This window comes from Pseudomonas abieticivorans (assembly GCF_023509015.1).
GTDB classification, from domain to species: Bacteria; Pseudomonadota; Gammaproteobacteria; order Pseudomonadales; family Pseudomonadaceae; genus Aquipseudomonas; species Aquipseudomonas abieticivorans.
The window spans coordinates 413,073-431,379 of record NZ_CP094975.1; the positions used below are offsets into that span (position 1 = coordinate 413,073).

The 18,307-nt window shown below is 62.6% G+C and carries 20 protein-coding genes, 1 tRNA gene and 1 pseudogene; 8 read left to right on the top strand and 14 right to left on the bottom strand.

All coding sequences use genetic code 11. From position 1 onward, the window contains the following. Positions 1 to 297 (top strand): DUF6388 family protein, encoded by a 297-nt coding sequence (locus L9B60_RS01870; protein ID WP_249675594.1) that lies wholly within the window; start codon positions 1 to 3, stop codon positions 295 to 297. A 1-nt stretch (position 298) separates the two neighbouring features. Here the strand turns inward: L9B60_RS01870 and L9B60_RS01875 are convergent, their stop codons facing one another. The 4 genes from L9B60_RS01875 to L9B60_RS01890 form a co-directional block, all read right to left on the bottom strand. Further along, a complete protein-coding gene (locus L9B60_RS01875) occupies positions 299 to 913 on the bottom strand; it encodes an SPOR domain-containing protein (RefSeq protein WP_249675597.1) in 615 nt (204 codons plus the stop codon). 181 nt (positions 914 to 1,094) lie between these two features. Continuing rightward, positions 1,095 to 1,271 carry a hypothetical protein gene (locus L9B60_RS01880; RefSeq protein WP_249675599.1) on the bottom strand — a complete coding sequence of 59 codons (177 nt, stop codon included), beginning with the start codon at positions 1,269 to 1,271 and terminating at the stop codon, positions 1,095 to 1,097. Between the two features lie 132 nt (positions 1,272 to 1,403). Beyond that, on the bottom strand, positions 1,404 to 1,724 hold the full coding sequence (locus L9B60_RS01885) for a hypothetical protein (RefSeq protein WP_249675602.1): 321 nt from the start codon (positions 1,722 to 1,724) through the stop codon (positions 1,404 to 1,406). Between the two features lie 450 nt (positions 1,725 to 2,174). After that, positions 2,175 to 2,251, bottom strand: a tRNA-Val gene (locus tag L9B60_RS01890). 183 nt (positions 2,252 to 2,434) lie between these two features. On the opposite strand from L9B60_RS01890, the gene L9B60_RS01895 reads away from it, so the two are divergent. After that, on the top strand, positions 2,435 to 3,718 hold the full coding sequence (locus L9B60_RS01895) for an NAD(P)/FAD-dependent oxidoreductase (RefSeq protein WP_249675604.1): 1,284 nt from the start codon (positions 2,435 to 2,437) through the stop codon (positions 3,716 to 3,718). 45 nt (positions 3,719 to 3,763) lie between these two features. Here the strand turns inward: L9B60_RS01895 and L9B60_RS01900 are convergent, their stop codons facing one another. Further along, a complete protein-coding gene (locus L9B60_RS01900) occupies positions 3,764 to 4,444 on the bottom strand; it encodes a peptidase C39 family protein (protein WP_249675607.1) in 681 nt (226 codons plus the stop codon). Positions 4,445 to 4,647: 203 nt separating this feature from the next. Between L9B60_RS01900 and L9B60_RS01905 the strand changes: the two genes are divergently transcribed. Next, positions 4,648 to 4,830 carry a hypothetical protein gene (locus L9B60_RS01905; protein WP_249675610.1) on the top strand — a complete coding sequence of 61 codons (183 nt, stop codon included), beginning with the start codon at positions 4,648 to 4,650 and terminating at the stop codon, positions 4,828 to 4,830. 12 nt (positions 4,831 to 4,842) lie between these two features. Here L9B60_RS01905 and L9B60_RS01910 read toward each other — a convergent pair whose 3' ends face one another. The 5 genes from L9B60_RS01910 to L9B60_RS01930 form a co-directional block, all read right to left on the bottom strand. Next, on the bottom strand, positions 4,843 to 5,616 hold the full coding sequence (locus tag L9B60_RS01910) for an enoyl-CoA hydratase (protein ID WP_249675613.1): 774 nt from the start codon (positions 5,614 to 5,616) through the stop codon (positions 4,843 to 4,845). Positions 5,617 to 5,633: 17 nt separating this feature from the next. Continuing rightward, on the bottom strand, positions 5,634 to 6,761 hold the full coding sequence (locus L9B60_RS01915) for an acyl-CoA dehydrogenase (protein WP_249675615.1): 1,128 nt from the start codon (positions 6,759 to 6,761) through the stop codon (positions 5,634 to 5,636). A 9-nt stretch (positions 6,762 to 6,770) separates the two neighbouring features. Beyond that, positions 6,771 to 7,955, bottom strand: coding sequence for an acetyl-CoA C-acyltransferase (locus L9B60_RS01920; protein WP_249675618.1), 1,185 nt, complete (start codon positions 7,953 to 7,955; stop codon positions 6,771 to 6,773). 14 nt (positions 7,956 to 7,969) lie between these two features. Continuing rightward, complete coding sequence (locus L9B60_RS01925) at positions 7,970 to 8,734, bottom strand: SDR family NAD(P)-dependent oxidoreductase (RefSeq protein WP_249675620.1); 765 nt, start codon at positions 8,732 to 8,734, stop codon at positions 7,970 to 7,972. Positions 8,735 to 8,805: 71 nt separating this feature from the next. Next, on the bottom strand, positions 8,806 to 9,840 hold the full coding sequence (locus L9B60_RS01930; RefSeq protein ID WP_249675622.1) for an AraC family transcriptional regulator: 1,035 nt from the start codon (positions 9,838 to 9,840) through the stop codon (positions 8,806 to 8,808). 200 nt (positions 9,841 to 10,040) lie between these two features. On the opposite strand from L9B60_RS01930, the gene L9B60_RS01935 reads away from it, so the two are divergent. The 3 genes from L9B60_RS01935 to L9B60_RS01945 are packed head-to-tail and all read left to right on the top strand — an operon-like array spanning position 10,041 to position 12,465. Next, entirely contained in the window at positions 10,041 to 10,481 is a 441-nt protein-coding gene (locus L9B60_RS01935) for a DUF411 domain-containing protein (protein WP_249675625.1), read from the top strand. Between the two features lie 18 nt (positions 10,482 to 10,499). After that, the gene (locus L9B60_RS01940) at positions 10,500 to 11,504 is read left to right on the top strand and encodes an alpha/beta fold hydrolase (RefSeq protein WP_249675627.1); all 1,005 of its coding nucleotides are present in this window, start codon (positions 10,500 to 10,502) and stop codon (positions 11,502 to 11,504) included. Positions 11,505 to 11,508: 4 nt separating this feature from the next. Continuing rightward, positions 11,509 to 12,465, top strand: a complete 957-nt coding sequence (locus L9B60_RS01945) for a D-2-hydroxyacid dehydrogenase family protein (RefSeq protein WP_249675629.1) — start codon at positions 11,509 to 11,511, stop codon at positions 12,463 to 12,465. Here L9B60_RS01945 and L9B60_RS01950 read toward each other — a convergent pair. Continuing rightward, positions 12,454 to 13,008 (bottom strand): DinB family protein, encoded by a 555-nt coding sequence (locus L9B60_RS01950; protein ID WP_249679639.1) that lies wholly within the window; start codon positions 13,006 to 13,008, stop codon positions 12,454 to 12,456. The genes L9B60_RS01945 and L9B60_RS01950 overlap by 12 nt on opposite strands. Before the next feature lie 37 nt (positions 13,009 to 13,045). Next, positions 13,046 to 14,173, bottom strand: coding sequence for a cell division protein ZapE (gene zapE, locus L9B60_RS01955; protein ID WP_249675631.1), 1,128 nt, complete (start codon positions 14,171 to 14,173; stop codon positions 13,046 to 13,048). 1,216 nt (positions 14,174 to 15,389) lie between these two features. Between zapE and L9B60_RS30600 the strand changes: the two are divergent. Together L9B60_RS30600 and L9B60_RS30605 are read left to right on the top strand one after the other, a co-directional pair. Continuing rightward, a pseudogene (locus tag L9B60_RS30600) lies at positions 15,390 to 15,575 on the top strand (hypothetical protein); the annotation flags it as partial. A gap of 135 nt (positions 15,576 to 15,710) precedes the next feature. Then, positions 15,711 to 16,424, top strand: a complete 714-nt coding sequence (locus L9B60_RS30605) for a methyl-accepting chemotaxis protein (protein WP_438866118.1) — start codon at positions 15,711 to 15,713, stop codon at positions 16,422 to 16,424. On the opposite strand, the gene L9B60_RS01965 is transcribed toward L9B60_RS30605, so the two are convergent. Both L9B60_RS01965 and L9B60_RS01970 read right to left on the bottom strand, forming a co-directional pair. Continuing rightward, positions 16,419 to 17,576 carry a PQQ-dependent sugar dehydrogenase gene (locus L9B60_RS01965; RefSeq protein ID WP_249675636.1) on the bottom strand — a complete coding sequence of 386 codons (1,158 nt, stop codon included), beginning with the start codon at positions 17,574 to 17,576 and terminating at the stop codon, positions 16,419 to 16,421. The two genes, L9B60_RS30605 and L9B60_RS01965, sit on opposite strands and share 6 nt — an antisense overlap. 39 nt (positions 17,577 to 17,615) lie before the next feature. Then, positions 17,616 to 17,909, bottom strand: a complete 294-nt coding sequence (locus L9B60_RS01970; protein ID WP_249675639.1) for a hypothetical protein — start codon at positions 17,907 to 17,909, stop codon at positions 17,616 to 17,618. Positions 17,910 to 18,307 lie beyond the last annotated feature (398 nt).

Consider the following 18,307-nt stretch of genomic DNA (forward strand, 5'->3'; position numbering starts at 1 on the left):
ATGATCCCTAAAGCAGACCGCAACACCGCCGCCATTGAACTGTTCAAAAAGGCCAACCCCGAGCTGCTCGACGAAATCAAGGCGCTGAGCGACAAAGAACAGCAACAGCAGATCCAGTGGGCCTTTGAAGACCAGGCTGAGTCCCAAGGCATCGAGTCATGGGAGCTGGCCCTGCAACTGATTGCGCAAAGCCCTGAAGAGCTCAAGGCCATGCGCCTGGAAGTGCATCAGGAAGTGGCCGAGGCCCTGGGCCTGAGCTGGGAGGAATACCGCGACTTCAACGCCATCGAAGATTGAGCTAGCCTGGGGTTTGCGCACTCGGTAGATCGCCTACACCCCGGTAGCGCACCAGCACACCGCGCAGCTTGTGGGCATGACGCAACTCATCAAGCTTTTGCGTGGCCACCGTGCGCGAATCGTAAGGGCCGACGAGCACGCGGCTCACCCCCTCCTCCCGCGCGACGTAGGGCGTGAAGCCGTAACCGGCCAGTTTATTGCTCAGGATGCGTGCGGTTTCCGGGCTACTGGTCGAGGCCAATTGCACCGACCACTTGACCCCGGCAATTTCGTTGACCGCATGGGTGGCAGCCGGCGCCACCACCGGCACGACGGCCAGCGGGTAGCCGCACAGCTTGGCAGCCTGCGGGTTATTGCCTTGCAGGTCGATCAACACATCGAAACCCGTCGGGGCCTTGCGCGCGACGTAATGGTTGTAGCCCGAGTAGGCGCCATAAGCGTTCTTGCCATTGACCTGGCCGCACACGCTGCCGTCGGCCAAGACTTGGTCTTCACGAAATTTGGCGGATTCGGGGTCCATCAATTGGTAGGCCACGGCCTTGTGGGCATTCTCGACGGCGCTGTTGCCGCACCCGCCAAGCGCCATGGCAGCCAAAACGATCGTTAACGTTCGCACAGGTGAATCCTCCACGCACAGCCCAACAGCGGCGATCAACACTCACCTCCAATATAGGCGTGATCGTCGAGTTCCGACAAGCGGCGTTGCATGAAGAACAAGGGGGCGGGGAGCAAGAACAGCGGGGGCGAAAAACCAGTGTGCAGAGCCAGCTCCTGCCAGCCCCGCCAAAAAGACTTGCCTAGCGACGATAGCCGTCGTCGCCACGTCGATCATCACCGTAACCACGGTGGTCGTCATAATAACGGCCATGGTCCCGACCGCCGCCACCGTGACCATGGTCATGCCAATAAGGCCAGCAACCACTCAGCAAAAGCGAACCTGCCAACAGGGTGATCATTACTACCGTGCGTTTCATGTGAACCTTCTCCGAATGCAAGACGAAGATCTCGCTGCCATCGTGGGTTGGATCAAAAAACGCCGGCGGAGTTCTGGTATGTATCGGAAATATTTCGTTAAGTAATTAAAAAACAATGACAAATACACCGCCTCAGGGGAGCAACGATAGCCGCGCCCTTCTGGCCGGATGCATCACACTGGAGTAGGCGGACATGGCAGAGGCCCAGGTCATGACCAGCGCCCCGATGAGGATACTTGCCTTCTGCCCCCGCAAGACGCCCAAGTCTTCAGGCACGGAAAGGTAAGTCAGCGTACCCAGCGAAATGGCCGCCACGACACTGGAGCAGGACATCGCAATGATCACCGCATGGGTCAGGTCCGGCTTGCACCGATAAAGCATGGAACGCACCAAATAGAGGACGATGAAAAACAGGCTGGAACCTATGGACCAACTGATTTGATCAAAGGGCATGCGTACGCTCGCCGCTCAGGATGGGCGGGAAACGATGAGACCGAACATGGCCCCAAGCACTGCGCCGACCACGGCACTACCCAGGCTGGGGCACAGCATATTGGCCATCGACGCACAGCCTGCCGTGGTCGCAATCACAGTGATGTCCATGAACCGACGGGGGATGAGATACGACTTGTTACGACGCGGCTCCCTGCTGAACATGACACTCCTCCTGCACCCTGTTTGCTCGACTTGAATCATCCGTGACCGCACGGCAATAGCCGTCGCTTGCCAGAAAGTATCAGTGGCAACACCGACATAAACAACCCAGCGGCAAAAAATCAGAAAAGACCTACAAAACCGGTTTGACCCCACCCCCAATTCGGCCAACACTTTTTTCGCGCGCAACAAAAAAGGCGACCCTTTCGGATCGCCTTTTTCACACCGCCCAGCAGAGCGGATTTTGTTTGGTAGGCGCGATTGGACTCGAACCAACGACCCCCACCATGTCAAGGTGGTGCTCTAACCAACTGAGCTACGTGCCTGCTGTGAGGCGGCATTCTACGGAATTACGCCATGCTGTCAATCAATTTTTTTAGCTAACCCCCTGAATAAGCGCAATTTTTAGTAAAAAGCGCACGACAGATTTTTCATCCGACGCTGGCAGGGCCATTTGATCTCAGGTAGCATCCGCCCATACGTTAAAAATATTAAACAGAGGTTTCAGGATGGCGAACACTCCCTACCCACAGTCTTATTACGCGGCGTCTGCCAATGCAGCGCCGGTCCGCCCTGCCCTGCAAGGCGAAGTCCAGACTGATGTGTGCGTGATCGGCGCCGGCTACACGGGCCTTTCCAGTGCCCTATTCCTGTTGGAAAACGGCTTCTCGGTGACCGTGCTCGAAGCCGCCAAGGTCGGTTTCGGTGCCTCGGGCCGCAACGGCGGCCAGATCGTCAACAGTTACAGCCGCGACATCGACGTGATCGAACGCACCGTTGGCCCCAAGCAAGCGCAATTGCTGGGCCAGATGGCTTTCGAGGGCGGCCGCATCATCCGCGAGCGCGTGGCCAAGTACAACATCCAGTGCGACCTGAAGGACGGCGGCGTGTTCGCTGCGCTGACGGCCAAGCAGATGGGCCACCTGGAATCGCAAAAGCGCCTGTGGGAGCGCTTTGGCCACACCCAGCTGGAACTGCTGGACCAACGCCGCATTCGTGAAGTGGTGGCGTGCGACCAGTACATCGGCGGCATGCTGGACATGAGCGGCGGCCACATCCACCCGCTGAACCTGGCCTTGGGTGAAGCCGCGGCGGTCGAGTCGCTGGGTGGCACGATCTACGAGCAGTCCCCGGCCATCCGCATCGAGCGCGGCGCCAACCCCGTGGTGCACACCCCACAGGGCAAGGTACGCGCCAAGTTCATCATCGTCGCGGGCAACGCCTACCTGGGCAACCTGGTGCCGGAGCTTGCGGCCAAATCCATGCCGTGCGGCACCCAGGTGATTACCACCGAGCCTTTGAGCGACGAGTTGGCGCGCACCCTGCTGCCCCAGGACTACTGCGTAGAGGACTGCAACTACCTGCTGGACTACTACCGCCTGACTAGCGACAAACGCCTGATCTTCGGCGGCGGCGTGGTGTATGGCGCGCGTGACCCGGCCAACATCGAGGCGATCATCCGCCCGAAAATGATCAAAGCCTTCCCCCAACTCAAGGACGTGAAGATCGACTACGCCTGGACGGGCAATTTCCTGCTCACCCTGTCGCGATTGCCGCAGGTGGGTCGCTTGGGCGACAACATCTACTATTCGCAAGGCTGCAGCGGCCACGGCGTGACCTATACCCATTTGGCAGGCAAGGTATTGGCCGAAGCCCTGCGCGGCCAGGCCGAGCGCTTCGATGCATTCGCCGGGCTGCCGCACTACCCGTTCCCCGGTGGCCGTTTGCTGGGCACGCCACTGACCGCGCTGGGTGCCTGGTACTACAGCCTGCGCGACAAGCTGGGCTTCTAAAACGCAACCGGCATAAAAAACGGCACCTCATGGGGTGCCGTTTTTTTAAGGCCCGACGGCTTTCACCGCCCTGGCAGCGGCCTGTTCCTGACCGGCCTGGGCCAGTTCATGGGCTGCAGCCAGCCAACGTTGACGATCTACCTGGGCAGGCAGGCGGGTGGGCGGTTGAACCAGCACGGCGTAGCTGCCGCTGCCTTTCCACGCCGACTCAAAGCTTGAGAACGACATGACCTTGCGCCGCTCGTTACCCGAACGCAGCAGCACGCGTTGCTTGTAGCGGTCATAACCTACCAGCACGGCGTAACGGGGTTCGGTCCAGACCGTGCCGTCGGCATATCGCACCAGCACCGGATTGCCCGCCGCCACCTGGGCAAACAATGCCGGCAAGCTGGCGTCCAAGGGGTAGACGACCAACCCGAATTCACGGGCCGCATTTTGCACCGAGGCCTGTAGCTTTTCACCCTCTTGCGGCAGGCGCATCGATTTTTCGATCAAGCCTGGGGTGATGGGCACGCCTTGGGCAGTCATCAGCCCTGCCAGGGCCAAGGAGCTACCGCTATTATCTTCACCGCGGAAAAACGGCACGCTGCCCAGCTCAACGCGATCGGCCAGGCCGGGTATCGGCGGCCCGGGCCTGGAGGTGCCACAACCTGCGAGCAACAGTGCGACGGCCGTCGCGGCCAGCCAGCGCTTGGGGGGTAGGAATGAGGCGAGTCCCTGCAACATTTCAACGCTCTTGTCAGTGCCCATGGGCCTAGCCCTGAATCATAGGCGGCCCCTGGCACGGGGTATAGCGATTATGTGCAGTTTCATCTATGCGATAGAGCCAAACAGCCCAAGGCTCGCGACCTTTGGTCAATAGCTTGAAACACTGAGGGGACTAGACTGTCAGGTGTAACAAGGCAGTTATTGGATTTCGAGGAGGCTATATGAGCCTGACCCTAACCATTTTCATGTTGATCGGCGCCTGGTTGCTGGTAGCGGCCGCGATGCTGTGGGGCGTGCTGCGCATTTCGCGGCGCCATCAGCCAAGGGCTACAACACCCCGCCCTGTAGGAGCGGATTCTTCCGCGAAACGCCCGCCACGGTATATCCGAAAAACCGCGGCGTGACGTTGGCGCCGTTCAGCAGTGTTTGAAATTCGCCTCGCGCTTGGCGATGAAAGCCGCCATCCCCTCTTTCTGATCCTGCGTGGCAAACGCCGAATGGAACACCCGGCGCTCGAAACGCACGCCCTCGCTCAAGCTGACCTCGAAAGCGCGGTTCACGCTTTCCTTGACCATCATCGCCACCGGCAATGACTTGGCAGCGATCTGCGCGGCGACATTCATCGCATCTTCCAGCAACTGCGCCTGGGGCACGATGCGCGCGACGATACCGGCACGCTCGGCTTCCACCGCGTCCATCAAGCGCCCGGTGAGGCACAGTTCCATGGCCTTGGCCTTGCCCACCGCGCGGGTCAGGCGCTGGGTGCCGCCCATGCCCGGCAACACGCCCAGCTTGATTTCCGGCTGGCCGAACTTGGCGTTGTCGGCCGCCAGGATAAAGTCGCACATCAAGGCCAGCTCGCAGCCCCCGCCCAAGGCAAACCCGGATACCGCCGCGATCAAAGGCTTGCGCCGGTTGGCGATGCGATCGCTTTCGCTGAACAGGTCATCCAGATAGATTTGCGGGTAGGTCAGCTCGGCCATTTCCTTGATGTCGGCACCGGCGGCGAAGGCCTTAGTGGAGCCGGTGAGCACAATACAGCCAATGCCGTGGTCCGCTTCAAAGCCGTCCAGCGCCTGGTTCAACTCAGCGATCAACTGGGCGTTGAGGGCGTTCAACGCTTCGGGCCGGTTGAGGGTGATCAGGCCGACGCGGCCCCGGGTTTCCAGCAGCAAGGTGTGATACGGCATCGATTGATTCTCCTTTCTTATAAATTGCGCGCGATGACTAGCCGCTGGATGTCGCTGGTGCCTTCGTAGATCTGGCAGATACGCACGTCGCGGTAAATTCGCTCCAGCGGAAAGTCATTGAGGTAACCATAACCGCCCAACGTCTGCAACGCGTCCGAGCAGGCCTTCTCGGCCATTTCCGAGGCGAACAGCTTGGCCATCGACGCCTCCACCAAGGCCGGTTGGCCGGCGTCGCGCAAGCTGGCGGCGTGGTAGACCATCTGCCGCGCCACGGCGATCTGGGTGGCCATGTCGGCCAAGCGAAACGCCACGGCCTGATGCTCGATCAGGGGCTTGCCAAAGCTTTGCCGTTCACGGGCGTAATCGCGCGCCACCTCGAACGCCGCCCGGGCCATGCCCACCGCCTGGGCGGCAATGCCGATGCGCCCGCCTTCAAGGTTGGCCAAGGCGATCTTGTAGCCCTCGCCCTCGGCGCCCAGCAGGTTGGCCGCCGGAATGCGCAGGTTGTCGAACACCAACTGGCAGGTATCGGAGGCATGCAAACCGAGCTTGTGTTCCACCCGCACCACTTGGTACCCCGGCGCATCGGTAGGCACCAGGAAAGCACTGATGCCGCGCTTGCCGGCGGCCGGGTCAGTGACCGCGAACACGATCACCACGCCGGCGTTCTTGCCCGAGGTGATGAACTGCTTGCTGCCATTGATCACCCACTCGTCGCCGTCGCGGCGCGCGCGGGTTTTCAGGTTGCTGGCATCGGACCCGGCCTGCGCTTCGGTCAAGGCAAAGGCGCCGAGCATGCGGCCGCTGGCCAACGGCTCCAGGTACTGGGCTTTTTGCGCCTCGGTGCCGAAGTTGAGGATGGGCACGCAGCCCACCGAGTTGTGCACGCTCATGATGGTGGAGCAGGCGCCGTCACCGGCCGCAATCTCTTCCAGGGCCATGGCGTAGGCCAGGTAACCGGTGTCGCAACCGCCCCACTGCTCGGGCACCAACATGCCGAAAAAGCCCAGGTCGGCCATCTGCGCCAACGCCTCGCGGGGGAAGGTATGCTCACGGTCCCAGTCGGCGGCAAACGGGCGCAGGCGCTCTTGGGCAAATTGTCGGGCGGCGTCGCTGATCTGGCGTTGCTCTTGGTTAGCTAACATGGGCGCTCCTTAATACAGGCATTCGACGGCGATGGCCGTGGCTTCACCGCCGCCGATACAAATGGCGGCAATACCGCGACGCTTGCCCTGTTGGCGCAAGGCCGACAGCAACGTGACCAGAATTCGTGCCCCGGAGGCACCGATGGGATGGCCCAGGGCACAGGCACCGCCGTGAATGTTGACCTTGTGGTGGGGCAGTTCAAGGCGCGCCATGGTCACCAGGGTCACCACCGCGAAGGCCTCGTTGATCTCGAACAGGTCGACCTGGTCGAGCGTCCAGCCAGTGCGTTTGACCAGCTTTTCGATGGCGCCCACCGGTGCCACCGGAAACAGCCCCGGGGTGTCGGCAAAGGCTGCATGCCCGTGGATCACCGCCAGGGGTTTGAGACCCCGCGCCTCTGCGTGGGAGCGGCGCATCAAGACCAGGGCCGCGGCACCGTCGGAGATGGAACTGGAGTTGGCCGCCGTGACCGTGCCGCCCTGGCGAAACGCCGGCTTAAGCGTGGGGATCTTGTCTAGCTGGGCCTTGGGCGGTTGTTCGTCGTCGCTGATCAGGCATTGGGTTTTACCCAACGTCACGCTGACCGGCACGATCTCGGCCGCAAAGGCGCCGCTCGTGATCGCTTGCTGGGCACGGGTCAGGGAAGCAATGGCGAATGCATCCTGTTGCTCGCGGCTAAAACCGTTGGCCTGGGCGCAGTCTTCGGCATAGGTGCCCATCAATCGGCCTGGCTCGTAGGCATCTTCCAGGCCATCGAGGAACATGTGGTCGAGCACCCGGCCATGGCCCATGCGGTAGCCACCGCGGGCCTTGTCCAGCAGATAGGGGGCATTGGACATGCTTTCCATGCCGCCGGCCAGCACCACCTCGGCGCTGCCGGCCGCCAGCAGGTCGTGGGCCATGATCACCGCCTGCATGCCCGAACCGCACATCTTGTTCAGGGTGGTGCAGGTGGTTGCCTTGTTCAGCCCGCCACCCAGCGCTGCTTGCCGGGCGGGTGCCTGGCCCAGCCCTGCGGGCAGCACGCAACCGAACAGCACTTGCTCGACGGCATCGGCGCTGATGCCGGCGCGCTCTACGGCCGCGCGGATCACGTTGGCGCCCAGCTGCGGCGCTGTCAAGCTGCTCAGGTCACCCTGCAGGCCGCCCATGGGCGTGCGCACGGCGCTGACAATGACAATAGGGTCGTTCATGCGGTGTCCCTCACTTATTTGGCCGCCATGCGCAGGGCGCCGTCCAGGCGGATCACTTCGCCATTGAGCATGCTGTTCTCGATGATGTGCTGGGCCAGCGCGGCATACTCCAAAGGCTTGCCCAACCGGGGTGGGAACGGCACGCCGGCCGCGAGGCTGGCGCGCACCTCGTCGGTCATGCCGGCCATCATCGGCGTTTCGAAAATGCCGGGCGCGATGGTCATCACCCGGATGCCAAAGCGCGCCAACTCCCGCGCGGCTGGCAAGGTCAGGCTGACAATGGCGCCCTTGGACGCCGCATAGGCAGCCTGGCCGATTTGCCCATCGTAGGCGGCCACCGAGGCAGTGTTGATGATCACCCCGCGCTCACCGTCCTCGTTCGGCGCACTCTGGGCGATGGCCGCGGCGGCCAGGCGCATCAGGTTGAAGCTGCCGATCAGGTTGACGTCGATGATGCGGCTGAAGCTCTCCAGCGCATGAGGGCCGGTTTTGCCGAGGATTTTTTCGCCGCTGACGATGCCGGCGCAATTGATCAGCCCATTGAGCTGGCCGAATGCCGCAAGGGTTGCGTCCACGGCGGCTTGGGCAGCATCGGCCTGGGTGATATCGGCGACCACATGCCGGGCGTTGCCACCCAACGCCTGCGCCTTTTCGGCCACGGCGGCATTGAGGTCGACCAACATGACCCGGGCACCCGCCGCCACCAACCGTTGTGCAGTCGCCGCACCCAGACCGGATGCGCCGCCACTGACCATGAATACGTTGTTATTGATTTGCATGGACATCTCCGCGACTCAAGCATTGCCCCAATAGTCGCGCCGCAAGCGGTGGCCCACAATGGCCAAAGCTGTCAATCGAACTGACGGATTTGACCAGTGCCGTCCAGGATCATGCCGCGATAGTGCCCGGGGCTGGCGCCGGTCCATTTGCGGAAGGCCTTGTAGAACGAGCTGGCATCGGCAAACCCCAAGTGCTCGGCGATATCACTGAAGGGCCTTTCGCCCTCGGCCAGCCACTGGATCGCCAGCTCCTTGCGCACGCTGTCCTTGAGCCCCTGCCAGGTGTGGCCCTCCTCGCCCAGCCGGCGCCGCAGGGTGGACGCAGACATGCACAGGTCCTGGGCCAGGCGCGCCGCCTCCGGCCAGGTGTCGGGGGGCAACTGGCGAAGTTGTTGGCTAATACGCCGGCCCAGGCTGTCCGGGTCGCGGTACTTGACCAGGATATTGCCCGGCGCACGGTTCAGGAAACGCTGCAGCTGCGCCTCGGTGCGGCGCACGGGTTGCTCAAGGCCCTCGGCGGAAAAAATGATGCGGGTGCGTGGCCGCTCGAAGCGCAGGTTGTGGGAAAACATCACCCGATAATCGTCGGTGAACGCCGGTTCCGAGCAGCGCAGTTCCACCGCCAAAATTGGCATGCGCCGCCCGGCCAGCCAGCACAGCACGCCGTGCACGATCATCCAATACGTGAAGTAGGTGAAGGCCCGGCGCGGCTGCGGGTCGCGCTCGCTCAGCACGATTTCGGCCAGGCCTTGTTGCTGTGAAAATTCTGCGGCCAAGCCCTCAAGCATCAACGACAAAAAACCCAGCCCCGATGCAATCGCCCCGGCAACCGTGGGCTGGGCCATGGACGAGCGACACAGGAATGCCAGGCTGCCGCTGCGCAGGCGACGCGGGTCCATGCCGAAAAATTCGTCATCTTGCAGCAGCGCCAGGCGCCGCCACAGGCGGGCGTAGGCCAGGGCGGGGATGCGGCCCTCTGGCTGCTCCAGCAACGTGGGGGCGATTCCGACGCTGGCCAACAGGTGCAGGGTCTGGCCATCGGTCAGACCGCTTTGCAACAGGGCCTCGCGCAGCAGTGGGACGGCGATGGTGTCCTTTTGAAGCATGGGTGGGCTCTTGGGGTTATTTGAGGTGAGTGTACGGCGATCTATTTGCGGCGTCAGGTTCGCGGATGTATCCGCCCCTACAGAAAACCTGGACAGCGCCCCTGACGAAGGACACCTGACACAAATGTCAGCCACCGATCAGTTGACTGTCAGCCGCCACGGGTTATGGTTGAAGATTACGAACGCCCGAGACGCCGCCCATGAAATTCGCCCGCCCCGCCCTGCTCGCCAGCCTGCTGATAAGCTCCCTGGCCCAGGCCGCCGACCTGTTGCCGATCGACGTGTACCGCGACCCCAATTGCGGGTGCTGCACCAACTGGATCAAGCACCTGGAGGCCAACGGCTTCAAGGTGACCGACCATGTGGAGCCGAACATGAGCGCGGTCAAGCAGCGCCTGGGCGTGGAGCCCAAATTGGCGTCGTGCCACACTGCCGTGATCAACGGCAAGTTCGTCGAAGGCCATGTGCCGGCCGAGCAGATCAAGGCCCTGGCCCAGCGCAGCGACCTGCGCGGGCTGGCCGTGCCGGGCATGCCGATGGGGTCGCCCGGCATGGAAATGGGTGATCGCAAAGACACTTATCAAGTCATCGGCGTGAACCAGCAGGGCGCCGAAGAGGTCATTGCTCAGTACCCGAATTAATCACACAAGGTCGCTCCCATGTTGCGTGCTTCGCTCCTCGCCCTGGGCCTGTTTGCCGGCTCCGTGTTCGCCGCCACGGCGCCGCCCACCTATGGCCCCGAACTGCAGGGGTTTGACTACCCCTACCCGCTCAAGCATTACTCATTCGAGTCCCAGGGCACGTCCCTGCAAATGGGCTACATGGACGTGCCGGCCAGTGGCAAGGCCAACGGCCAGACCCTGGTGCTGATGCATGGCAAAAACTTTTGCGCCGCCACCTGGGAATCATCGATCAAGGCCCTGACCCAAGCCGGCTACCGCGTGGTGGCGCCCGACCAGATTGGCTTTTGCACCTCCAGCAAACCTGAGCACTACCAGTACAGCTTCCAGCAACTGGCCAGCAACACCCATGAGCTGCTGGCTTCGTTGGGCCTTGAGAACGTCACCGTGCTGGGCCACTCCACCGGCGGCATGCTCGCCACCCGCTACGCCCTGCAATACCCCACCCAGGTGCAGCGCCTGGCATTGGTCAACCCGATCGGCCTGGAAGACTGGAAAGCCCTGGGCGTGCCTTACCGCTCGGTGGACCAATGGTTTGCCCGCGAAAGCAAACTCAACGCCGATGGCATTCGCAACTACGAACGCAGCACTTACTACGCCGGGCGCTGGAAGCCTGAGTTCGAGCGCTGGGTGAGCATGCTGGCGGGCTTGAACCAAGGCCCGGGGCACAACCTGGTGGCGTGGAACTCGGCGCTGATCTACGACATGATCTTCACCCAGCCGGTGTACTACGAATTCAAGAACCTGCAAATGCCCACCTTGCTGCTGATCGGTGACGCCGACACCACGGCCATCGGCAGCGACATCGCGCCGCCCGAGGTCAAGGCGCGCATCGGCCATTACAACGTGCTGGGCAAGCAGGTCAGCCAATTGATCCCCCATGGCACCCTGGTGGAGTTCCCTGGCCTGGGCCATGCGCCGCAGATGGAAGAACCCGAGCGTTTCCACGCCGCCCTGCTGGGCTGGCTCGCCAAACAACCTTGAAAGGATGAATGCCGTGCGCATAGCCGTGATCGATGACTGGCAGGACGTTGCCAGCGATGTGGTGGACTGGTCGCCGGTAAGCGCGATCGCCCAAGTGGACTTTTTACCGGACTACCCGGCCAGCACCGAGCAGATGATCGCGCGCCTGGCGCCCTACCAGGTGATTTGCGTGATGCGCGAACGTACCCCGTTCGATGCGGCGCTGCTGCGCGGCTTGCCCAACCTCAAGCTGCTGGTGACCGGCGGCATGCGCAACGCCGCCCTGGACATCCAGACCGCGACCACGCTGGGCATCCAAGTGTGCGGCACCGACAGTTACAAACAGGCGGCGCCGGAGCTGACCTGGGCACTATTGATGGCCATGACCCGCAACCTGGTCGCCGAAACCGCGTCGCTGCGCGACGGTGGCTGGCAGATCGGCCTGGGCGGCGACTTGCACGGCAAAACCCTGGGGATACTGGGCCTGGGCAGCATCGGCCAAAAGGTCGCCCAGTACGGCCAGGTGTTCGGCATGCGCGTGATCGCCTGGAGCGAAAACCTCACCCACGAGCGCGCCGCTGCGGCAGGCGTGACCTGGGTCAGCAAGCAGGAACTGTTCGAACAGGCCGACGTGCTCAGCGTGCACCTTGTGTTGAGCGAGCGCAGCCGCGGCCTGGTCGACCGCCAGGCACTGGCCTGGATGAAGCCGTCGGCCATGCTGGTGAACACCGCCCGTGGGCCGATCGTGGACGAAGCCGCGCTGGTCGAAGCGCTGGTGGCCAACCGCCTTGCCGGCGCAGCACTGGACGTTTTCAGCCAGGAGCCGCTGCCCCCCGAACACCCGTTCCGGCGCCTGCCCAACGTGCTGGCCACGCCCCACGTGGGCTACGTGACCGCCAATAACTACCGGCTGTTTTTCAGCCAGATGATCGAAGACATCCTGGCCTGGCATGCTGGCCAGCCGATCCGCCTACTGGCCTGACCACACCTGGGCCTCGGTCCAGCCCAGCTCCGCAAAGTCGAGGGCGCGCAGGTGCGCTTCGCCTTCGCAAAAGAATTCGTCGAGCTGGGGCGGTTTGATCGGGGTTTCCGCCAACATCGCGTGCACCTGGCCACGGTGGTGGATCTGGTGCTCGAACAGGTGCGCCAGCAGCCGCAGGCGGGTGTCGCGCTGGGTGCGATCAGGGCGCAGGATGGTCACGTGACGGCTAACGTCGTCGTCCTTCAACAGGCGGCAATAGGCAATCAGCCGGTGGTCGGCCTGGGCCTGCTCGCGGTGCAGGGCCAGGCAGTCAGCGTAAGGCTCCTCGGGGTCGAAAAAACGCAGGCTGTCCAGCTCGGGCGCATCGCCCGCCTGTTCGCACTCCAGCGCCTGCAAGTAAAACCAGTCCACCGTCAGGATGTGATTGAGGGTTGATTTGATCGACGGAAAAAAACTGCTGCGCGGCTCGACGAAATCGTCCTGGCTCAGTTGCCGGCAGGCCTTGTACAGCCGATGGTTGGCCCAGCCGTTGTTGTAGGCCATGGTCAACAGGTGATGGGACAAGGGCTCGACCACGGGACTATCCTCCGCTAAAACGTTGCAATTGCATTTCCTGCAGCCGGCTCAAGGTACGGCGAAAAGGGAACGCCAGGTACCCTTGAGTGTAGAGCGCCGTCAGCGGCACGGCAGCCTCCAGGTACAAGGGCACGCGGCGGTCATAGCATTCATCGACCAGGGCAATGAAGCGCCGCACGCTGTCGTCATGCACCGACAGCGCTGGCAACTCCCGATCGCCGGCCGCCACCCGCGCCGCGCCATCTTCGGTGCCACGGGCAATCTTTGCTTCTCGCTGATGGGCGCCAAGGTCGGGTATCTCGCTGATCACGATGGCCGTGAAGCGATCACACAGCAGCATGAAGTCCATGGCCGCCCACGGCTGGTCGCACAGGTCGGCGAAGCGGCACCATAGAATCGCTTCGCTGTATTGCACCACCGTAAGGCAACGATGGCCAACCGCCAGCTTTTCGCGCTGGATCGGGGCATTTTTGTTCAGCCCCTGAAACACTTCGCCAATATGGCTGGCTTCATTACCGGTGCGCACCCAATAGCGTTGCAACCCAGCCCCCGGGTGCAAACGGTGGTCTTGATCGCCGTTCACCGCCACCACCTGCATGTGCTGCTCGATGGCGGCGATGGCCGGCACGAAGCGCTCGCGGTTGAAACCCTCGGCGTACAGTTGATCGGGCGGCTGGTTGGAGGTGCAGACCACCACCACGCCCACCTCGAACAGCACCTGCAGCAAGCGGCCGAGAATGATTGCATCGGCAATGTCACTGACGAAAAACTCGTCGAAACACAACACCCGAATCTCATCGGCAAGGCTCTGCGCCAACGCTTTCAACGGGTCGCTGGTACCGTTGAGCTGAAACAGCCGTTGGTGCGCCCACACCATGAAATGGTGAAAATGCTGTCGCCGTGCGGGCACCTCAAGGCACTGGTAAAACTGGTCCATCAGCCAGGTCTTGCCGCGCCCCACCGGCCCCCACAGGTACACGCCCTGTGCATCCGCAGCGCCTGCCTGCACCCGTTCAAAGCACTGTTGCAACGCGTGAGCGGCCTGCTGCTGCGCGGCATCGGGGTGGAACCCTTGCTCATTCACGGCCTGTTGATAGGCCCCGAGCGGGGACGGTTTTTCGAAACTGGACATGCGTGTGCTCCACCTTTTGACGCACCAAATCGTTAGCTGGCTTGCTAATTGCTAAGTGCCATTATCCTTTGAAGTCACGGTTAAGGAATGCACCATGCCCTTGAAAAGCCTCTCGATGCCCCTCTCGTCCGCCGAAAAAAGCTGGCTGCCGCTGTTCGGCAAAACCGGCAAGCTGGCCATGCGCTGGTCGTGCCGCCTGAACCGCCCGGCCTACCCCATCATCGAGAGCACCTTCGAGGCGATTGCACAAACCCGTGTCAAATTGCTGCATAACTGGGCTCAGGAACAGTGGCAGCACCTGGGCGAATTGGCCAGTGCCCTCGCCCAGGATTTCGAGCACCTGGACAACCCTTCGCTGAAGGACAAGCTGCAAAAGGCCGGCGACTTTTCCGAACTGTTCGTGGCCAAGCCCGACGGCCAGGTGCTGGTGTCCACATGGCCGCAGCATTGCCAGGCCCGCGACCTGAACCCCGCGGCCTTGGCGTGCGGGCTCAAGCAGCCATTCCTGCATGGCCCTTACAGCGACCCGCTGACCCTGACCATAGGCCCTTCAAGCTCGCGCTTTCACGATGAAGTCACGCTGATGTTCTATCAGCCGCTGCGCCACAACGGTAAAACCCTGGGCGTGCTGTGCGGGCGGGTGCCCAACGATGTGCTGGGCGACCTGATCCAGCGCGAGGCCGGGCACATCTACCCCGAGTCCGGCGACAACTACCTGTTCATGGTGCAATCGGCTTTCGACACCCGCTTGCAGCCGGGGATTGCTTTGTCGCGCTCGCGCTTCGAAGACGACGCCTTTACCCACGGTGAAAACCTCAAGAGCGGCGTGCACACCGCCTGGGGCACCGTGCAGATCAAACAGCACACCGAACTTGAACTGCGCTTCACCGACCCCGCCACCGGGCAATTGCACCCCGGCGTGCGCGAAACCATCCGCAGCGGCTCCAACCTGTTCGTCACCTACCCCGGCTATTCGGACTACCGTCACATCCCGGTGATCGGCAAGGGCGTGACCTTCCAACTGCCGGGGTCGCCCGACCGCTGGGGCATGATGTGCGAGGCGGACCTGGAAGAAGTCTACCGTCGCCGCTCGTTGAGCCACGGCTTGATGAAGCCGTACCTGGCGACCATGGGCGGCCTGTTCACCAGTAATTTTTTGGTGCAGCACTACAGCGGCCTGGACCAGGCCTTGATCGACGGTTTCCAGGTCGGCAGCATGCTGCTCGCCGCCTGGGTGTTTGGCACCCTGGGCCCGCGCCGCCTGGCCCAACGCCTGAACGACATGACCGAGGTGATCCGCACCATCGCCGAGGGTGAAGGCAACCTGCGCCAGCGCCTGGACACCGGCAAAATGGCCAACGACGAAACCGGCGACATGGGCCGTTGGATCAACAGTTTCATCGACAACCTAGACGCCGTGGTGGGCCAGGTGATCGCAGCCTCCCACAGTGTCGGCCAGACCAACGAGCAGATGCTCGGCCGCAGCCAGGCGGCCAACACCACCTCGGGGGAAGTGGCGGAGGCGATCCACCGGATGATGATCATCGTCGAAGCACAACTGGGTGAAATCCAGCAGGCCTCGTTGACCGCAGAACAGATGAAGCAGGCCATGGACGAAGTGGTGCTGCGTGCCCGTGAGCAATTCGAAGCCGTGCAGGCCGGCACCCATTCCATCCGTGACGTGGTGGCCCGCTCGGCCGCCAGCGTGCAGCAACTGGACAAGCGCATGACCGAGATCAGCGCCTTCACCGGCCTGATCACCGACATCACCAACCAGACCAACCTGCTGGCCTTGAACGCGGCCATCGAAGCGGCCCGCGCCGGCGAGAATGGCCGAGGTTTCGCGGTGGTGGCCGACGAGGTGCGCACCCTGGCCACCCGCACCGCCAAGGCCGCCGAACAGATCCGCGAAATGGTCGAGGGCCTGCAAGGCGAAACCCGCCAGGCGGTGGCCTTCATGGAAGGCGGCGTGGAGAACGTCGACAACAGCCTGCGCCTGGCCGAAGAGGCCTCATCGGAGAACGTGCACCTGCATCAGGCGGTGGACAACCTGTTCAACATCATCCAGCAGCTCAACGAAAAGAGCCTGGACTGCGGGCAAACCATCAAGCGCGTGGACCAGGCCTCTGGCGACATGCGCCAGACCGTGGGGGTGCTGCAGAGCAGCGCCGAGCACGTGCGGCTCGACGCCAACAAACTGCGCAAACTGGTGGGCCAGTTTGAGGTGAGCCAGGTCGCGCTGGCCTCATGAGCCTTGCTTGAGGCCCACCTTGAGCAACTGGCCGTCGGCGGCATCGGTTAGCACATAAAGGTAGCCGTCCGGCCCTTGGCGCACATCACGGATGCGGGCCTTCAGGTCGCCCAACAGGCGCTCCTCATGGCTGACCTTGTCACCGTCGAACTGCAAGCGGATCAGTTCCTGGTCGGCCAGGGCGCCGATGAACAGGTCATGCTGCCAGGCCTTGAAGCGGTCGCCATCATAGAACGCCATGCCGCTGATGGCCGGGGATTTTTCCCACACGTGATGCGGGCCTACCGTGCCGGGGGCGGTCTTGCCCTGGGCTTCGGGAATGGGCGTGAGCGAGTAGTTGATGCCATGGGTCGCCATGGGCCAGCCGTAGTTCTTGCCGCGCTCGATCACATTGATTTCGTCGCCACCGCGAGGGCCATGCTCATGGGTCCAGAGGGTACCGGTCCAGGGGTTCAGCGCAGCGCCTTGTTGATTGCGATGGCCGTAGGACCAGATTTCCGGGCGCGCACCTTTTTGGCCGACAAAGGGGTTGTCGTCGGGGATCTTGCCATCGGGGAAGATGCGCACCACCTTGCCCTGCAGTTTGTCCAGGTCCTGTGCGGTGGGCCGCTGGTTGTTTTCGCCCAGGGCAATGAACAGGTAGCCGGCACCATCGAACACCAGTCGCGAACCGAAGTGGTTGCCCGTGGACAGCTTGGGCTCCTGACGGAAGATCACCTCGAAATTCTCCAAGTGGGTTTGGTCATCCGACAAACGCCCGCGGCCCACGGCGGTGCCTGCCTTGCCGTCTTTCCCGGCTTCGGCGTAGGACAGGTACACCAGGCGGTCTTGCTTGAACTGCGGCGACAGCACCACGTCGAGCAGGCCACCCTGGCCTTGAGCGTACACCTTCGGCACGCCACTGATAGGCGCCGACAACTTGCCCTGGGCGCTGACGATACGCAGGTCACCCGGCCGCTCACTCACCAGAAAACCCTTTTTGTCGGGCAAGAATGCCAGTGCCCAGGGGTGCTTGAGGCCCTCGGCCACGGTGGCCACTTCCAGCGTACCCGCCTCGCTTGGGTATTCATGCAGGGGAGCTGCCGAGGCGTTCAAGGGCAAATGGCACAGGGCCGCCGCGCACAAGGTGGCCAACAAGGTTTTACGCAACATGGATGGTTCCTTCTGCAAACGTTGGAATGAAGCCTGTGATCACGGGGTTCGGTCGGTGGGGCGGGCGGGGCGTTGGCTGTCGAAGTCGGGTTTGGACAGGTCGCGGCGCAGGTTGTTGCCGTTGCCGATGCCGCCGTTCTGCAGGGTGGGCGGGCGTGGGTTGACTTGGCGATTCACACCCTGGCCGGGCGTGACGGGCGTGGTGCCCTGCATGCTGTTGGGGTTTGCCCGGCGGGTGGCGCTGTTGTAGGGGTTGTTGGGGTCACTGGCGGCCTGCGCGCCAGCGGCCGCGCAAAACATCAACACGGCCATACCGTAAGAGAGCGTTTTCATTGCTAGCCTCCTCGTCTGTTGCCTACGTCATCATAGGCTTTGGACGACGCAGCGACCGGCAAGGTTCGATGAAACCTGCGACATATACGAACCCTGCGAAATGTACGAAACAACATGTTGTCTAGCAGGCCCTTTACCCGCGAAGGCCGCACCGCGCACGACCAGAGACACCGTAGCGATCTCTTCGCGGATAAATCCGCTCCCACAGGGGCATCGCAATCAATCTGTAGGAGCGGATTTATCCGCGAAGGCCACTGCGCAAGACCAGCGACACCGCAGCGATCTTTTCGCGGATAAATCCTACAGGGGCATCGCAATCAATCTGTAGGAGCGGATTTATCCGCGAAGGCCACCGCGCACGACCAGCGACACCGCAGCGATCTTTTCGCGGATAAATC

Excerpts from the sequence above, each read along its gene's own strand:
- L9B60_RS01870 (WP_249675594.1), top strand. The coding sequence starts at position 1 with ATGATCCCTAAAGCAGACCGCAACACCGCCGCCATTGAACTGTTCAAA.
- L9B60_RS01880 (WP_249675599.1), bottom strand. The coding sequence starts at position 1,271 with ATGAAACGCACGGTAGTAATGATCACCCTGTTGGCAGGTTCGCTTTTG.
- L9B60_RS01885 (WP_249675602.1), bottom strand. The coding sequence starts at position 1,724 with ATGCCCTTTGATCAAATCAGTTGGTCCATAGGTTCCAGCCTGTTTTTC.
- L9B60_RS01895 (WP_249675604.1), top strand. The coding sequence starts at position 2,435 with ATGGCGAACACTCCCTACCCACAGTCTTATTACGCGGCGTCTGCCAAT.
- L9B60_RS01900 (WP_249675607.1), bottom strand. The coding sequence starts at position 4,444 with ATGTTGCAGGGACTCGCCTCATTCCTACCCCCCAAGCGCTGGCTGGCC.
- L9B60_RS01905 (WP_249675610.1), top strand. The coding sequence starts at position 4,648 with ATGAGCCTGACCCTAACCATTTTCATGTTGATCGGCGCCTGGTTGCTG.
- L9B60_RS01910 (WP_249675613.1), bottom strand. The coding sequence starts at position 5,616 with ATGCCGTATCACACCTTGCTGCTGGAAACCCGGGGCCGCGTCGGCCTG.
- L9B60_RS01915 (WP_249675615.1), bottom strand. The coding sequence starts at position 6,761 with ATGTTAGCTAACCAAGAGCAACGCCAGATCAGCGACGCCGCCCGACAA.
- L9B60_RS01920 (WP_249675618.1), bottom strand. The coding sequence starts at position 7,955 with ATGAACGACCCTATTGTCATTGTCAGCGCCGTGCGCACGCCCATGGGC.
- L9B60_RS01925 (WP_249675620.1), bottom strand. The coding sequence starts at position 8,734 with ATGCAAATCAATAACAACGTATTCATGGTCAGTGGCGGCGCATCCGGT.
- L9B60_RS01930 (WP_249675622.1), bottom strand. The coding sequence starts at position 9,840 with ATGCTTCAAAAGGACACCATCGCCGTCCCACTGCTGCGCGAGGCCCTG.
- L9B60_RS01935 (WP_249675625.1), top strand. The coding sequence starts at position 10,041 with ATGAAATTCGCCCGCCCCGCCCTGCTCGCCAGCCTGCTGATAAGCTCC.
- L9B60_RS01940 (WP_249675627.1), top strand. The coding sequence starts at position 10,500 with ATGTTGCGTGCTTCGCTCCTCGCCCTGGGCCTGTTTGCCGGCTCCGTG.
- L9B60_RS01945 (WP_249675629.1), top strand. The coding sequence starts at position 11,509 with ATGAATGCCGTGCGCATAGCCGTGATCGATGACTGGCAGGACGTTGCC.
- L9B60_RS01950 (WP_249679639.1), bottom strand. The coding sequence starts at position 13,008 with ATGGCCTACAACAACGGCTGGGCCAACCATCGGCTGTACAAGGCCTGC.
- zapE (WP_249675631.1), bottom strand. The coding sequence starts at position 14,173 with ATGTCCAGTTTCGAAAAACCGTCCCCGCTCGGGGCCTATCAACAGGCC.
- L9B60_RS30605 (WP_438866118.1), top strand. The coding sequence starts at position 15,711 with ATGATCATCGTCGAAGCACAACTGGGTGAAATCCAGCAGGCCTCGTTG.
- L9B60_RS01965 (WP_249675636.1), bottom strand. The coding sequence starts at position 17,576 with ATGTTGCGTAAAACCTTGTTGGCCACCTTGTGCGCGGCGGCCCTGTGC.
- L9B60_RS01970 (WP_249675639.1), bottom strand. The coding sequence starts at position 17,909 with ATGAAAACGCTCTCTTACGGTATGGCCGTGTTGATGTTTTGCGCGGCC.